This window comes from Parabacteroides hominis (assembly GCF_014287585.1).
GTDB classification, from domain to species: Bacteria; Bacteroidota; Bacteroidia; order Bacteroidales; family Tannerellaceae; genus Parabacteroides; species Parabacteroides hominis.
On sequence record NZ_JACOOJ010000035.1, the window covers coordinates 46,853 to 62,683 of the forward strand.

Annotated in this window: 9 protein-coding genes; all 9 read right to left on the minus strand. The window is 51.7% G+C overall.

Annotated features, from left to right (window positions below; genetic code table 11):
- Positions 1–3 precede the first annotated feature (3 nt).
- The 9 genes from H8S65_RS16445 to H8S65_RS16480 all read right to left on the minus strand — a co-directional run bounded on the left by H8S65_RS16445 (position 4) and on the right by H8S65_RS16480 (position 15,470).
- Positions 4–2,505, minus strand: coding sequence for a beta-N-acetylglucosaminidase domain-containing protein (locus H8S65_RS16445; RefSeq protein ID WP_186930949.1), 2,502 nt, complete (start codon positions 2,503–2,505; stop codon positions 4–6).
- A 76-nt stretch (positions 2,506–2,581) separates the two neighbouring features.
- Positions 2,582–2,710, minus strand: a complete 129-nt coding sequence (locus H8S65_RS21140; protein WP_255489292.1) for a hypothetical protein — start codon at positions 2,708–2,710, stop codon at positions 2,582–2,584.
- A 216-nt stretch (positions 2,711–2,926) separates the two neighbouring features.
- Positions 2,927–4,624: a DUF3857 domain-containing protein gene (locus H8S65_RS16450; RefSeq protein ID WP_186930950.1), complete on the minus strand. Its 1,698-nt coding sequence runs from the start codon at positions 4,622–4,624 to the stop codon at positions 2,927–2,929.
- 135 nt (positions 4,625–4,759) lie between these two features.
- Entirely contained in the window at positions 4,760–6,727 is a 1,968-nt protein-coding gene (locus H8S65_RS16455) for a DUF3857 domain-containing transglutaminase family protein (RefSeq protein ID WP_186930951.1), read from the minus strand.
- A gap of 51 nt (positions 6,728–6,778) precedes the next feature.
- A complete protein-coding gene (locus H8S65_RS16460; protein ID WP_186930952.1) occupies positions 6,779–7,852 on the minus strand; it encodes an AMP-binding protein in 1,074 nt (357 codons plus the stop codon).
- Positions 7,853–7,871: 19 nt separating this feature from the next.
- Positions 7,872–8,897 carry an o-succinylbenzoate synthase gene (locus H8S65_RS16465; RefSeq protein WP_186930953.1) on the minus strand — a complete coding sequence of 342 codons (1,026 nt, stop codon included), beginning with the start codon at positions 8,895–8,897 and terminating at the stop codon, positions 7,872–7,874.
- A gap of 16 nt (positions 8,898–8,913) precedes the next feature.
- Positions 8,914–9,738, minus strand: coding sequence for a 1,4-dihydroxy-2-naphthoyl-CoA synthase (gene menB, locus H8S65_RS16470; protein WP_186930954.1), 825 nt, complete (start codon positions 9,736–9,738; stop codon positions 8,914–8,916).
- A gap of 37 nt (positions 9,739–9,775) precedes the next feature.
- Complete coding sequence (menD, locus tag H8S65_RS16475) at positions 9,776–11,440, minus strand: 2-succinyl-5-enolpyruvyl-6-hydroxy-3-cyclohexene-1-carboxylic-acid synthase (protein WP_186930955.1); 1,665 nt, start codon at positions 11,438–11,440, stop codon at positions 9,776–9,778.
- Positions 11,441–11,603: 163 nt separating this feature from the next.
- A complete protein-coding gene (locus tag H8S65_RS16480; protein ID WP_186930956.1) occupies positions 11,604–15,470 on the minus strand; it encodes a TIM-barrel domain-containing protein in 3,867 nt (1,288 codons plus the stop codon).
- Positions 15,471–15,831 lie beyond the last annotated feature (361 nt).

A 15,831-nucleotide genomic window follows, 5' to 3' on the forward strand; every position in this document is an offset into this window, starting at 1 on the left:
ATTTTATAAGATTTCGTGGATGCGGATTTCTGTTTGCCCTGCGTTATGCAGTTCCAGAGCCTTTACATTTTCTAATGCCTCCTTTTTCAACTCGATATAATTTGCCGGGCCGGAATAAAGCACCTGTTTCGCTTTCCCTTTCAAGGGTGTGCCTTCCACTACGACTTGGCTGAAAGGGGAGCCGGACAGGTACAGTTCGAGCGAACCGTCCTTCTTTTCCCTGTCGACCGCGATATGTGAACCGGCAACCAGCGTATTGGCTGACTCTAAGTTCTTGTCGTACATCAGGCGGACCGGGTCGATGGAGGTATCTTCCTTCGTTGTCACGGCAAATTCGTACAGATAAATTTGCATCTGCTTGTCCGTAGCATTTCGCATGCGGATATAACGGACTTCGGGAGCGACCTTTTCCAACTTGAAGCGGGCCTGGTCGGCGGGGATGTCGGCAATAGCCGTCCATTGTTTGCCGTCGGCGGACCATTCGAATACCCGTCCGCTGTTTTCGCTTTTCGGCAGGCTGAAGTTAAAAGAGGTAGCCTCTTTCTGTAATTCCCAGGCGAGGCCGAAGGACTGTCCCGGCTCGATGCGCAGCACCTCGTTCAGGCGGTTATATCCGATCTGGTCCTTGCTTTCCTTCAACGGCTGATATTTCAATTGTTCGATATCCGTCAGGATAGAAGCCTTGCTCATCCGGGTGGTGGCGGCATCTGCCTGGTCTGCGAACAACAGGTTGCTTTCGACCCCTGAATGTATCTCCTGTACGAACGGAGTCAGGATACGCGAGCCGACTTTCACACCTTTCTGGTACGGATTCTGATTGTATGTCTGATCGATCGTGCGCATGCTGTCGAGCAACGATGTGAGCGACAGATACGATTGCCAGGTGGCGGCACGGTTTTGGCTTTGTCCGGCTTCGGCAGTACGGATGGCGGCTTGTCCGGCCTTTCCTAACAGGTGGAATTGCATCAGCCACGGTTTGATTTCGTCTATCAGTGCTTTATTGCGGCTTGTCTCGATGGCAGCCGGGGCGGCTGTGATCTCGGCGAACAATCGGTTCATCTGGTCGGCTGCATCTGCATTATAGTTGTGTTTGCGGAAGTCATTGAGGAATGCTTCGGCATAACCGGCATTGCGGACGGATTCGTCGCGGCGGTAGCGGTGGCCGTTTGGTCCCGGATCGCAGTTGTTCTCACAGAATGTCCGGAATGCTTCCGGCGCTTCCGGCAAAACGTAACGGCAGGCTTCGATGAAGTCGCTTCCGGGATCGTAGGCTTTCATGTTCCAGGCATAATCGGCAACTCCGTAGAGGGCTACTTTGGAGGCTTCCGCCCGTTCCATCGGGTTGGCGACGAAACCGGACATGGCATGCGCCGCATTCGGATCGAGCCCGTAAGACGGTCCCATCAGCAGGTGGTCGCGGCAGTAGTCGCTTACAGGGAAATTCCACCAGACGTATGACGGACGTTGGATGCGTTTGTTCACCCATTCCTGCCCTTCGAGTGTGATATCGTGGATCACGCTGTTGCCGGTCCACATCACATGGATCGCCGGGTCGAGCGTTCTGCCCAGCACATCCAGGTAGTCGCTTCCCGCCCAAGCACGGTTGTATTCGGTCGGACACATGATCAGCGGGCTAACGCCTTCTTTCTTCTCGATAAACTCCTTTTGCAAGAAGTTGAGCAGGTCGGCTTGTTTATCAGCCTTGGCCCCTTCACCGGAAATATCGTCGAAGAAGACTGCGAAGGAGCGGACTCCCAAATCGTACATCATTCCGAACTTGTTCAGCACATTCATCCGGTCTTCATCTGTCCATTTGATGTCCAGTCCCGGATGGATCGCCCAGACGAAGTCCACCTTGTTCGCTGCAGCTTCCTTCGCCAGATCCTTGATCTGTGCCGCTTCCTTTTCCGGATAAGGCTTGCGCCAGTTCGGGGAACTGTGGTAGGGATCGTCCTTCGGCCCGTAGATATAAGTATTCATCTTCATCTTGCCATAGAAACGGAGTTGTTCGATGCGGTCGGCATGACTCCAGGGATCGCCGTAAAAGCCTTCGACGGTTCCGCGGAAGGCGACGTCGGGATAGTCGGTGATAGTGCCGAGCGGAAGGCTTTTGATTCCTCGTCCGTTGGTTTCGACCAGCTGGCGCAACGTCTGAGCGGCGTAGAAAAGGCCACGGTTGTCGGAGATGTCGATGTCGATCCCTTCCGGCTTGATGACTAAGCGATAGGCTCCTGAACGTTTCAGTTCGGATGCCTGGTCTTTCATCAGGGTGATTCTAAGCGGAAGCGCTTCCGGAATGTTGGGTATCGACAAGGTTTGCCGTATCAATCGTATGGCATCCGCATCCGGGTTCTCCAGCCCGGTGAGAGCGATGCCGTGAGGCAAATTCAACCGGTTGGTCGACAGGGTGATCTCTTGCGGCTGCGGATGGATGGCCGGCAAGGGATTTTGTGCTTGCAGGACACCTCCTAAAAGGAGGGCGGCAGTTAGATTTAGTAGTTTCATATTTGAGTTATTTAGATGATTAATAAATTTATCCGTTACTTTTGGCTTGATCCAAAAGTAACCAAAAGATCAAGGCTTAACCGTCCAGGCTACTCCGGGCAAAGGCTCCGCTGTCGCCTGCGAAACTCGCTTCGCTCAAACAGCGCAGGCTCCGGCCGCTTCGCCTTTGCCCTCCGCTTGACGCCTGTCCGCTTAGGCCTTTCATAGAAAGCTCCGCTTTCTCTTGGGATTGCCGATACCGATACCTATATGGCAGGCAGTATCGGCAATTCTAAGAGAGCTGTTCAGGCCCTATTTCCGGCCTAAGCTGGCGAGCGTTAAGCCAGAGACCGTAGTGAGCGCCCGGAGGGAACGGAGTAGCGAGCCAGGTTAAGCCTTGACTTTTTGGTTACTTTTGGGTCAAGCCAAAAGTAATCATCCTTTACCGTACCGAAAACAACAACGTCCTCCCGTTCACGTCGCTCCATTCTGTCAGAAGCTGGCGCAATTCCTTGTATTCGGCAGGTGTATAGAGTTGCTTATTCAGTTCCAGGCTGCGGATGGCAGTTACCGTACGTCCGTTTTTCTTGACGGCGATGGTCAGGCTGCCGGCGGCATTGCGGATCGTCTTGTCGGTTTCCGGTGTACGCAGTTCCATGTTATCGGGACATTCGATCGTGTATGTATAGACTTCGCTGACAGGGCGTGGAAGCAACAAGTTCTCTTTCCGCTGGCTGTTCAGGTAGCCATAAGGCAGATGGGAGAAGCCGGAAGCATCGTCTGGCAATGTGATCGTTGCATATCCGTTTTGTTTGTTTAAGGAAGCCGGGGTTCCCATGTTGCCAGTCTTGAAATAAGGCAATAGCTCTTTCCCTACGGATTCTTTGGTCATAGTTGTCAAATTACCATCTTTCTTGAATGTCAGCGTGATGTCATTCTTAATCTGGTAATCTTCAAGAGTAGGAACGGCGACGGCTACGGGTTTTCCTGTTTGCAGGCTGAAAAGCGGAGTCCGGTCGAAGTTCACCGTTTGCGGACGGCGGGTGGAAGAGGGAGAGAACAGATACAATTCACCGTTCACCATACAGGAGACAAGCAACTGGTCAACCGCTTTCAGTGCCAACCCTTTTTCGGCATGGGCTTGGTAGGTTGCCATCGGTTCGGCCTTGAAACCGGCTCCATTCAGCAGGCCTGCGAGCAGGTTGGCTTTTTCGGCTTCAGTTCCGTAAGCAGTGCTAATGGCTGCATCGGCAGGGCGGAGGCGATAGCCGGTCTGGTCCAGTGTCAGCCTGTTGTTGGCAATATGGTTGGTCGTGTATTCGAGGATCGCTTGCAGCTTGTCCTCGTCCTTGTCTTTTTCCTCGACCAGGCTCTCTGCCAAAGTCGCAAGTTGTGGATCACCGGACGGATTGAACTGTTTGAACAGGATGGCCAATGCTTCCCCTTCGGATGCGTAAGTCGTGGCGGCGAGAAAAGGAACGTCGCCATTCCGGACAGAGACGAACGGGGCGCGGGAAGAAGCCGGCAGGTTACGCAATGTCCAGGTTGTCGTACGGGTTCCGCCGGATTGTTTGACGGATGCTTTTGCCGGATTGTTTGCCAACGTATAGGCAAGTTCTTTGGCTTCGGGCGTCACGATCGTCAGGGTGTATTCCTTGACGGGAGAGGATTGGAGCAGCTCTTCGAAAATGTCTACCTCCGGCAGATAGCCCGGTTTGGAAGTGACCGTGTAGTCGAGATAGATAGTCGCTCCCAATTCCAGGCCCGTGTGGACGACGACCATTTCTTTCAGGTGGTTGTAAGCCGGTGCATCAGCCGCATTGCGGGGAAGAACCTCCACGAAAGCGTTGTCCGGCGTCTTGATGATCGTGCCGTCTTTCTGTCGGGTGTAAGACGAGTTGATCTTCAGTTCCTGGTATTGCGGATTGTACACGATGAAACTTTCCCCGTACGTGCTGTTCATGGCCGTGTGGGTGAAGAGCGTCAGTTCCATGTTATAGCGGAACTCCTGGCTGCCGTCGGTATTAAGCGTCCAGGTCTTTGCCAGTTTTTTATATTCGGCTTCCGATGCTCCGAAGGCTGTCGTAGCCATTAGCAGCAGGCAAAGGAGGAAGGCGAGTTTATGTTTGTTTTGTATCATTTGATTTATGATTTATAATTTGTGATTTTAGATAGGGTACTATCTGTTCTAATAGATAGGGTATCATCTCCTCTAATAGATAGGGTATCATCTATTCTAAGGAATGGGATACCATCTATTAGGCGGGATGGGGTGTCATCTTTTTATGACGATATAATCCCCGAACGACTTATGTGCGTTCACGGCACTCCGGAACCCGTCCCAGTCGCCTGCCTCGTACACGCGTTTCTTCAGTGCTAACTTCTGATGCAACACCACTTTGTTGCCGTCCTGGCGGAGAGAACCTTCGAAGTCGGCGGCAGAACTTTGCGCACTGTCTTCTTTTCCGTCACCTGCTAACTGATAGCCTGCGGGGAGTTGGATCGTTTCGTCCAGTTCGACCAGGCGCGAGCAGGCATCCTTGAAACCATACCGGCGTTCTTCGAGGTCGGTGTTGATGCGCAGGTAGCTTTTTACCTGGTTGTAAAGATTATTCATCACCATCGGCTTGAACAACATTTCTCCTTCTCCGGGAAGGGCATAACCGGGTATTTCATAGCGGAATGTCATTTTGATCGGTGCAGCCTGGTAGTTTTTCGGATCTTTGCCATAGTCCACGCTGATAAGGCGTGCTTTAGGCGAAACGGCAAGGAGTTGGCTTTCCAATGCGGCCTGCCATTGAGACTGCCAGCCGGTGGTGAAGATACGGCGGATATTGCTGTCCGACTGCCCTTCGGCTGTGATCGTGAACTGTCCGGTCAGCGTGCCTTTGGCATCCAGCCGGTTGTCGGCCTTGATGCGGATGTAATGATTCTCAGGTGCAGAAACCGGCGTGAGGCAAAGGTCGGAACCTTCGGGAACACCCGGCAGGTAGTTCTGCTGTTGTTCGGCGCTGCTCCATAATTCGCGGCAGAAGGGAACCCAGGTCGGATCGAGCGGCATATAGGTCCCGCTGGAAAGTTTCACGACGGCGACACAGTGGTTGAAGTGGTCGGCCGGGATGCTTTCCACACGACTGCCTGCCATCGTCATAGCCGGATAGGCTTCGAAGCCTGCCATACGCAGGAAAGCGATCAGCGTACCGGCAATGTCCTTGCAGACACCGGCCCGGTCCGTGTAGTTCATTTTCAGGTTGTGCAGCGTGTAGCCTTCGCCTTTGCCCATCGAAATGCCGGAGTAGCGGATGTTGTCGGCAACCCAGTGGGTGAGGACGGCGATCTTTTCCATTTCTGTCTTTTTGCCCCGGATCAATTCGTCCACTTTCTTTTGGGCTTCGGGTATGGCGTCGAAACTGCCGTAGTCTTCGTTTACTTTGTTGAACCAAAGGGATTTGTCCTGCCAGCGTGGTGTGGACGACATCATCAGCTTCGGTGCGGCGTCGAACAGGTCGACCATGTTCGGTTCGCGTTTGGTCGGCATGATGTCCGTGCTGACGAATGTATAGGCTTTCCGTCCGTCCTCGTAGCGCATGGAAGAGGTGCATTCGCCTTGATAGAACTGGAACTGCATCTCTTTCTCCATCGGGATATTTACCTTATATACTTTGCGGACAGTCGGCTCGGTCGCCCAGAAAGGAACGATATCATAGAATTGTCCGCGCATGGGGGGGATGAAACGGGACTCGTCGTCGCCTGTACCGGCAGCCAGCAGGGCGTAGGTGAAACCTTTCTTGTCGATCTGGTAGTCGATGATATCGCCCGGATCGAGGCGTCCTACTTCCATCATGATCTGCCGTGCTCCCCAGTAGATGGCACGGGCGGGAGCGGCGTAGTCTTGCTGTTGGGTGATGTCGAGGTTGATCACGTCGCCGTTGGCTTTGTAGATGGTGACGCGGTGGAACTCGGCATGTGCCGTCAGCGGGTCGTAATCGTATTTAAGGATGCGATTGGCGACCGCTCCGCGTGTGTTCATGACTTTGACGATCTTGCAGACTGCGAAAGAGCCGGAGCCGGTAGGCTGCACGGTCACTGCGGTACTGTCGAGCAGGTTGACACAGTCGTAACCTGCGTATAATTCCGGCTTTTGTAGAGTCGGGTCGGGTGCTGTCCGGCAACTTTCTCCACTTTGTCCGTAGACGGGCGCCGTGGCGAGAAGGGCGGAGGCGAGGATTGATAAGTACTTCATAAAATATAGTGTTTTATATGTTTATTTTGAATAATCGATACCTGAAATAATTTATCCTGTATATCTTTCGGTTGCCAGTTTCCGGCATGCCGCCCGGTCGATTTTTCCGCTGCCGGTGAAGGGGATTGTTTCGACTTGGAGGATGTGCTTCGGACGCTGGTATTTGGGTAATGTTTCAGATATCTTTTCTTTCAATTCGGAAAAGAGGCTGTTCTCCGGTAAGGGAAGAGGCAGTTCTTCAATAAGGGAAGAGGCAGTCTCTTTACCAGGGAAGCGGTCGTTTCCTGCGGTGACCAATAAAACCATCACCTCTCCGAACTTCGGGTCTGGAACGGATGTTATGGCAAAGTTGGCCGGAATAACGGGACGCAAGGCTTCCTCCACAAGCTCCGTTTGTATTTTTATGCCTCCGCTGTTGATGATGTTGTCTTTCCTTCCCAAGATGCGGAAACGGCCGTCCGGGAGCAGTTCGGCGACATCGTTCGTGACGAATGTTTCGTCGGCGACAAGCGGGGCGTCTATCACCAGTGTATTGTCAGTCGAGAGAGATAGCTTGACAGACGGGAAAGGCGTGTAATAGGGAGATGCATCCGGTCCGTTCAACCGCCGGAGGGCGATATGCGAAAGTGTTTCCGTCATTCCGTAGGTGGAGTAGACGCGGATGGGCAATTCTTGTATCCGGGCTTCCAGTTCACGGTCGATGGAGCCGCCGCCGATGATCAGGATATCGGTTTGGCAGAGGCGTTCCCGTTCTTCCGGTACTTGCAGTGTGTTGTACACTTGCAACGGGATCATGGCGGCGAACCGGAGCGGCATGTCGATGTCAGCCATCGGATGTCCGGAAGGTTCACGCAAGACCAAGTCTAATCCTGCCACAAGTGACCGGACGACCATCATCTTCCCGGCGATATACCGGAGCGGCATGCAAAGGAGGGCTTTATCCCTTTGCTGCAACCCTAAATAATCGCAGGTGAGACGGGCGCTGTTTACCATCTGCTCCTTGCGGACCGTGATTCGTTTGGGTGTACCGGTCGAACCGGAAGTCTGCACTTCCAAGTAAGGAGAGGCAGACTTCCAGTCGTCTAAGAAAGCTTGTAAATCTTCTGATATCTTTGATATTGCCATAAATCTAAGAATCTGTAAACTATTTCGGGTTCGACCAAAGGCGATCCCCCTTTACTACCAACGGTATGTCGATGTTGTTGGTGAAAAGGCCTCCTGTTCCCAACCCTTGCGGAAGCGGATTGTCGAAAGTCGCGCACCATTGGGCGATGGCGTTCAGGCCGACATTCGATTCTAAAGCTGAAGTGATCCACCAGCCGATCTGCCGTTCCTGGGCTTCCTTGATCCATTCGCTACAGCCGTACAGACCTCCGTGAAGGGACGGTTTCAGGATGATATATTGCGGATTGATGAAAGAAAGCAATTCTTTCTTCTTCTCCGGCGTGTTGCAACCGATCAGTTCTTCGTCGAGGGCGATGGGAACCGGGGAGGAAGCTGCTAACAGGGCCATATCTTCCCATTGTCCGGCGCGGATCGGCTGTTCGATCGAGTGCAGGTCCAGTTCTGCCAGGCGGTTCAGCTTCGTCATGGCTTCGTTCGGTGAGAAAGCGCCGTTGGCATCGACACGCAGTTCGATTTCTTCGGAGGAAAATTGTTCGCGGATCAAGCGAAGGATTTCCAATTCTTTATCGAAGTCAATCGCCCCGATCTTTAGCTTGATGCAACGAAAGCCTGACTCGATCTTGTCTGCCACCTGTCTCGACATATCCTCATAACTGCCCATCCAGATCAGCCCGTTGATCGGGATGCCAGCTTCGCCACGCGAGAAAGGCGTATCCCACATATTAAAACTATTGGCCTCGAAATGCAAGAGGGCAGTCTCCAAGCCGAACAGGATAGAAGGATAGTCACGCAGCCCGTCTATATCGATCTTGCCTGTGTTGGTGAAGTTTTGGCAAGCCTTAGCCAGCATCTCCTCATATCCGGGAACGTCGTCGCAACTCAGATTTGGCAGTGGAGCGCATTCGCCGACTCCCCAGCGATCGGGATCATCTTTTGAAGAAAGAACCAGAAACCAGCTTTTCCGTTCTGTATACGTCCCGCGTGAAGTGCCTGCCGGTTTCTTGAAATGCAGATCTCTGGGATAAACTTCGATTTTGTAGTGCATAAATTATGTGTTTTATTTAAGGGAATTTCGGATAATCTTCGAAACGAGGACGGCGTTTTTCGAGGAAAGCCTTGCCGCCTTCCTGGGCTTCGTCGGTCATATAGTAGAGCATGGTGGCATCGCCTGCCAACTCCTGGATTCCGGCCTGGCCGTCCAGTTCGGCGTTGAGGCCGGCCTTGATCATGCGGAGGGCGAGCGGACTGAGCAACATCATTTCCTCGGCCCATCCGACATATTCGTCTTCGAGCTTATCCAGAGGAACAACCTTGTTCACGAGGCCCATGTCGAGTGCCTCTTGTGCATTGTATTTACGGCAAAGGAACCAAATCTCACGCGCTTTCTTCTGGCCGACGATGCGGGCTAAATAGGATGAACCGAACCCGGCGTCGAAACTTCCCACGCGAGGACCCGTCTGTCCGAATATCGCGTTTTCAGAAGCAATCGTCAGGTCGCAGACCACATGCAACACATGCCCGCCACCGATCGCAAAACCGTTTACGGCAGCGATCACCGGCTTCGGAATCGAGCGGATCTGTTTTTGCACATCGAGCACATTCAGCCGTGCCACGCCATCTTTACCGATGTAGCCGCCGTGTCCTTTCACATGCATGTCGCCTCCGGCACAAAAGGCCGTGTCTCCGGCTCCGGTCAGCACGACGACATTGATATCAGGCCGTTCGCGGCAGATATAGAGTGCATCGCTCATCTCCGTCGTCGTTGTCGGAGTGAAAGCGTTGCGATAGCGTTCGCGGTTGATGGTGATGCGGGCAATCCCGTTGTAGAAATCGAACAGGATTTCTTCATATTCTTTGATGGTTGTCCATTCTCTTTTTGTATCCATAAGATGAATTTAGAATTATAAATTATGAGTTATGTTCTTATTTCTTTAGTTGGTGGTAATATTCTTTGAGTAGCCGTACATCTTCAGCCGCATCCGTGAATACTTCCATCAGCATCGGCTGGTTGTGGGGTGCGGACTGGGTGAAAACTGCCATCGCATCCGTCAGTTCCCCGTCGTTATGGACGGGAAGGTAGGAGAATCCCCGTTCTTCGGCCCATCCTTTGGCGGAAGTTTTGTGTGTCGCAGTCACGAAACGATGCGTCTTATCTTCCATTTTCAGACCGGGGAGCGCCTGGAATATTTCCCCGCCTCCGTTATTGAGCAGCAGGATGCGCAGGTTACAGCCGAAGTTGGTGTTCCAAAGTGCGTTCATGTCATAAAAGAAACTCAGGTCTCCGATCACCACGAAGTTCAGTTTGTCCGAACAAACCGAGTAACCGATAGCGGTCGAAAGCGATCCTTCTATCCCGCTCGTCCCCCGGTTGCAGCAGACTTCGACCTCTTCGGGAAGCGTGTATAACTGGGCGTACCGTACGGTCGAACTGTTGCCTAAATGCAAGGCCGCAGGTGTTGGAAGCGATTTGATCAATGCTCCGATGGCAGCCATTTCCGAATAGGCAAATTCCGGTTGCGGCAAGTCACGGGTATTGTTCTCCCATACGCGTGGGAACTCCGTTGTCCGGTTTTCCAGCAGGTAAGCGATCTTTTCGAGAAATTCGAACGGGTCCATCTCGATAACGGTTGTCAGGGAGCCGTAAAGGTCCGTTACTTCTCCGTCGAGCGAAACATGCCAGTGCTCGCGGGGCGGATGCTTGCGGAGGAATTGTTTGAGGCGTTTCGACACGATATGTCCGCCGTACGTGATCAGCAGGTCGGGAGCCATCTTTTCTAACTTCTCTTCCGGCAGGGCGTAGAGGGCGGCATCGAAATTCTTTACCGGTATGCCGGGAACGGTCTTGTTTCCCGTATGCTCGGTAAGCCAAACGAAATGTTTGTATAGCAGTTTGGAATATTTCTTTTCAAAAAGATAGATCAGACTCATCTGTCCGGCAACGACCATCCGACGGTTGTAGTTGTTTAGCCGCTCGATCAGCCCAGTATATTCGCGGTCGTAGACGTTTAACCCCTGGTAGCGGGTGATGACGCGCACCTTCGGCAATTCTTCTGTGGTGAAGCGGAACAGCGGTTCCGAGATCGGCACGTTGATATGCACCGGCCCTTTCCCATGATGGTTCAGTTCGAGCAGGGCTTCGTTGATAAGGCGGTTGCAATGCCATTCGTCTTCGTCGGTATGTATCTCCGGCAGGTTGACGGATTTTTTGACAAGCGAACCGAAGACGCCGGGTTGCGGAAGCGTCTGCCCGTCCATCTGTCCGATCCAGGCTCCGGGACGGTCTGCCGAGATCACAACCAATGGCACTTGCTGATAGAAGGCTTCCGATACGGCAGGATGAATATTAAGCAACGCACTGCCCGATGTACAGCAGACAGCAGCCGGGCTGCCGCCATGCAACGCCAGTCCGATTGCGAAGAAAGCCGCACTCCGTTCATCCGTCACCGGATAGCAGGAGAAGAACGGGTGATTGGCAATCGTATGTACGATAGGTGAATTGCGGCTACCGGGACACAAAACGATTTTCTTGACGTTATGCTCGATGAGCAGGGCTACGAGTTGCAGGATGTTTTTCTTATCTGAGTACATAATGTATTTGTTTGCTTTGTCATGCGATGGTTCGATCGCTTTTTCTGCAAAGATAACATCTGTGAGGCAGAAAACATTCATAATCTTAATGAAAAAGGCTTCGCCCCGGAACTATCCGGCAGGCGAAGCCTTTCTGCTTTCGTTTATTTCAAAAATTCCTTGTTCAGAACTTCTGCATATTCAGATTCTTGTCAACCAGGATGCCGTCGACTGCTTTCAGGTTGAATTTTACTTTGCGTTTCGCTTTCAGCTTGATAGTGAAGAGGTCTTCGGAACCTTCGAGCGTCTTCTTGTCACCGAGGTTGACGAAGGTAGGATAGAGCGATTTCTGGCCGTTAGTGTGCAGACGGTCGTATGTCAGGTTCTCCATCGCACCGAGGTTTGCCGGTTCGATACCGACAAAATCATAATCCTGCTGATCGTAAGGCAATGCGAAACTCAAAGCGTTGACAGCTTTGATGCTGTCGCCTTTGATGGTGATTTCGACTGTTTCGCCGGCATTGTACGTCTGTTTCGGAGTGGAGAGGGAGAGCGTTCCGGCTACACGATCCGTACCCGGATTCTCAATTCCGTCTTCCAATTGAGTTGCCACAACCGATATGTCGTAAGCATCGATCAGACCGTTCCGGTTGATATCGCCTGCACTGACATAATCGAAATCGCTGTCACCGCGACGCAGCCCCGTGTAGTTCATATACGAAGTCAGGTCGTTCGAATCGATTTTTTTGTCGTTATTGATGTCGCCCGGCAGATAGCTTTCTGTTCCCGGAACCTTGAATACATACAATTCGCGACCGGAAGCATAGTTGCCGACACCTTCCGTAATATGCAACTTGATGTAGCGGGCTTTCGGCTGATCCTTGAAAGTGAATACTTTCACGTCTCCATTACGTTCCCAGCGGAACGAGTCGACAGCCGTCCAGTTTTCCTTATCCATGCTGTAGGCCACGTCGCCGGCAAGGATCGTGCCGTTGCCTCCATCCTGGCGGCACAGATAATGGAATTTATCCAGTTGGTTGATGGTGCGCAGGTCGATAATCATGTCGAACGGCATTGCGTTCTTGCGGTATTTCGTGTGGAACATATCGCCTAACTCGGCAAAGTCGAACAGACGGAAGATTTCGAAACCTTCCTGTTCTTCGGCAGTCACTTCGCCACGGATGCCTTTGATGGCAAACTCCAGCGGGTTGGATTTTGTCTTGACGGAGAAAGCAGACCAGTCGGAATGGCCGTCCTTGTTGACTGAGCGGATCTTGAACGAATAGTCTGTTTCGGCAGAAAGGTTGTCGAACAGCAGTTCGGTATTCTTGATCTGTGTATAGAGCATGCCGTTAAATTCTATTTCGTAGAAGTCGGCGCCGGAAACTTTGTCCCAAGTCGGTTTTAACGTGTAGGCTTCCGTGTTCCCGTCTGTCACCAGTGCGGTCGGAGCGGCCAGCAAGCCGGTAGAAACGCGGTGAGTGTCGGGCATGTCGAATTGGTAGCCATCGAGGGTGACAACCGTTTCGTTCAGAACGATGTCTGTCGGAGCCAGTTTGACCAACAACTGCGGGTTCTTGGTGATCGTCACCTTTTCGAATTCGCTTCCTTTGGTGGCGAATTTGTTCAGGTTCGGGGCAGCATCGTAGAAATAGACGTTCGTGCTGTTCTGGTATTCGTCCATCGAACGGGCGGCTACCAGTTTCACTTTGGAGGAACCGACTTTGGCGGTGATCTTCTTCGGCATTTTTGAGAGGTTGATGCGCAGTTCGGTTGCTTTGTCTTTCACGAAGCCGTCAAAATCGCCTGTTGTCGGATAGATGGTGACTGCGACTTTTGACGGGTCGTTGTTCTTGATTTCGATCCGCGTGGTTGTCCCTTTGCCGTTCAGATAAGCTTGGGTTCTGCCATCGTCGTCATATTCGGTGAACTCGCTATATCCGGACGGGTAAAGCTCGTAGATGCGCAGATTCTTGTCGATCTCCTTTACATTATTATTAGGATTCGTCATCGGGATGATCGCACCGGCTTTCACGAATACCGGTAGTTTCCATAGCGGAGAAGCGAAGTTATTGACAACACAACCACCCGTGTATTTTTCGCCAGTGAAATAATCAAACCAATCGCCCTCAGGCAAGTAGATGCCATTGCGGATATCGTTACCCTTTTCATCTGCCTGTGTCTCCTGATATATTGGGGCGACAAGGAAATAAGGGCCATACATGAACTGATATTCCGTAGCCTTGCCATAAGTATAAGGATTCGGATCTTCGAGGAACATGGCACGGATCATCGGCTTGCCGTCTACCGCCTCGCGTGCGATACTATAAGCATAAGGCATCAACTCCGATTTCATTTTCAGATACCATCGGTTGATGGAAGTTGCCGGTTCGCCTAAGGCATGCGGATATTTTTCGTTTGATCCCCAGCCGTCCATATTCAGTTCCATCGGTGTCCAGGTCTTCCACTGGAAGTCGCGGGTGTTCATTGCCAGGTTCTTGCCACCGAAGATACCGTCCATGTCGGATGTGATGTTCGGCTGCCCGGAAAGTCCCGAACCGATATAAGTCGGAATGTGGAAACGGATATATTCCCATTGTCCGCCTGTCTGGTCACCCGACCAGATACCGGCGTAACGCTGCGTTCCTGCCCAGCCGTCGAGAGAGATGATGAACGGACGTGCGTCGTTTCCGTAATACGGCATGATATGTCCGACGTCAGCCACTCCATTCAGGCCGAACGAGTAGCCCCAGCCAACCCATGCCACGTCTGTTTTCAGAACCCGTACACCGGCATCGCGCACCTCTTTTACGATGTCGCGTTGCAACAAGGCGCTGATACTGTCTTTCGGATGCAGGTCGGATTGTGTCCAAAGACCGATCTCGACACCGTTTTTATGAGCGTAATCGGTGAGGTTCTTTAAGTTTTGGATATTTCCGTCCAATGTTTCGGTCTGTCCGTAGCCGGCTCCGTAGCCGTCGTTCGGCAACAACCAACCTAACGGCATATCGTGATTCTTGTAACGGTCGATCACGGCACGGGCGGAGAACTGGTAGTTGTCCTTTTCACCGTTCAGCGATTCCTTGATACCGCCATTGTCTTTCTGGCTTTCCTTGTAGCGTTTGCCGTCTTCGAACAGGATGCCTTTTTCGTCTTCCACCCAATAGTCGCGGTTGTAAGCGTTCAAGTGTCCCTGATAGAATCCGAACTTGGGCAGCAGTACCGGGTTGCCGGTCAGTTGGTAGAAATCGTTCAACAGGGCGACAGGGCCGTCGCTGACCATGTAGAAAGCATCCAGATAGTCTGTATCGTGGGATAGTTTTACCGTACCCTTTTCAGCAGCGCCGAAATCATATTTTCCCTGTTTGAAAGTGTACCACATGAAGCCGTAGCCGTTTGTGGACCAATAGTAAGGAGTCGGCGAGGCTACGCCACCGTCTGTCCAACTGTTCTGGTTTTCGATGGCTATGGCTTTTCCTTTATGAGAGAAGCGGCCGTTCTGTACGCCGCCGCCGTAGAAATATTCATCGGGGTTTTCTTTCAGCGTCAGGACCGTTTTGCCCTTTTCGTAAGCCACTGGTCTGGTCTCTTCGAAAGCAACCGTGTTTGTGGCAAGATTAGTGACTTTCAATAAAGCTGTCGATTTGTCCAACTGGAGTCTGACTTTTCCGGTCGTGATGGTCACTTGTCCGTTTTCGTCCTGGATGTCCAGTTTGGAAACCGGACGGCGGGGATTGTCCACGAGAATCCGGGCTTCCGGTTTTGCCTCCGGATCACGAAGGATGCCGCCATTGTTGTCCTGGAACATACGGAAGATGTTGTCTCCGTAGAAATCGAATGTCATCCGCTGATTGTTGGAAAATACAACGTCGACCGTAGTCGGGTTGATCCGCTGCACACTGACGATCGTTTGCGCCTGCTGGGCGATAGCAGCTACAGGCTCGGAGGTCCCGGTCGCAGCCATTAAAGGAGCAGGAGAAAACATCAATGGCGCAGCAAGAGCGATCAGGATCGCTTGTTTCTGTTTACGATTAGCCATTAAGCGTTTCATGTTGATTAAATTGAATTATTTAGGTTTTTTATATTCTGAGACAAAAGTACATAAAATCTTCTATAAGTTTATGGGATGACAAAAAGAACTATATCGAAAACCTGCTTTTTCCCTCTTCAAATGTATGACGACATATGCTCCTGCATTCTTGTTGTTATTGTAATAATTGACTAAAATCCCTATTGGTCTGTTTCGAAACACATACCCGTGAAAATCGGTTTTCATAGGCATGAAAATAAATTGGGTCTTGTTCACATTTGCTGTATGGCTGCTTTTAGTGTATTTGATTAATAAAAGAGCACAGCTTAAAAAATAAAAGTCTATATTATAAGTGCAAACAAAAAATATGGACAAAATCATT

What these genes read in the sequence shown, in the direction of transcription:
- H8S65_RS16445 (WP_186930949.1), bottom strand. Translation starts at nt 2,505, where the DNA reads ATGAAACTACTAAATCTAACTGCCGCCCTCCTTTTAGGAGGTGTCCTG.
- H8S65_RS21140 (WP_255489292.1), bottom strand. Translation starts at nt 2,710, where the DNA reads ATGAAAGGCCTAAGCGGACAGGCGTCAAGCGGAGGGCAAAGGCGAAGC.
- H8S65_RS16450 (WP_186930950.1), bottom strand. Translation starts at nt 4,624, where the DNA reads ATGATACAAAACAAACATAAACTCGCCTTCCTCCTTTGCCTGCTGCTA.
- H8S65_RS16455 (WP_186930951.1), bottom strand. Translation starts at nt 6,727, where the DNA reads ATGAAGTACTTATCAATCCTCGCCTCCGCCCTTCTCGCCACGGCGCCC.
- H8S65_RS16460 (WP_186930952.1), bottom strand. Translation starts at nt 7,852, where the DNA reads ATGGCAATATCAAAGATATCAGAAGATTTACAAGCTTTCTTAGACGAC.
- H8S65_RS16465 (WP_186930953.1), bottom strand. Translation starts at nt 8,897, where the DNA reads ATGCACTACAAAATCGAAGTTTATCCCAGAGATCTGCATTTCAAGAAA.
- menB (WP_186930954.1), bottom strand. Translation starts at nt 9,738, where the DNA reads ATGGATACAAAAAGAGAATGGACAACCATCAAAGAATATGAAGAAATC.
- menD (WP_186930955.1), bottom strand. Translation starts at nt 11,440, where the DNA reads ATGTACTCAGATAAGAAAAACATCCTGCAACTCGTAGCCCTGCTCATC.
- H8S65_RS16480 (WP_186930956.1), bottom strand. Translation starts at nt 15,470, where the DNA reads ATGAAACGCTTAATGGCTAATCGTAAACAGAAACAAGCGATCCTGATC.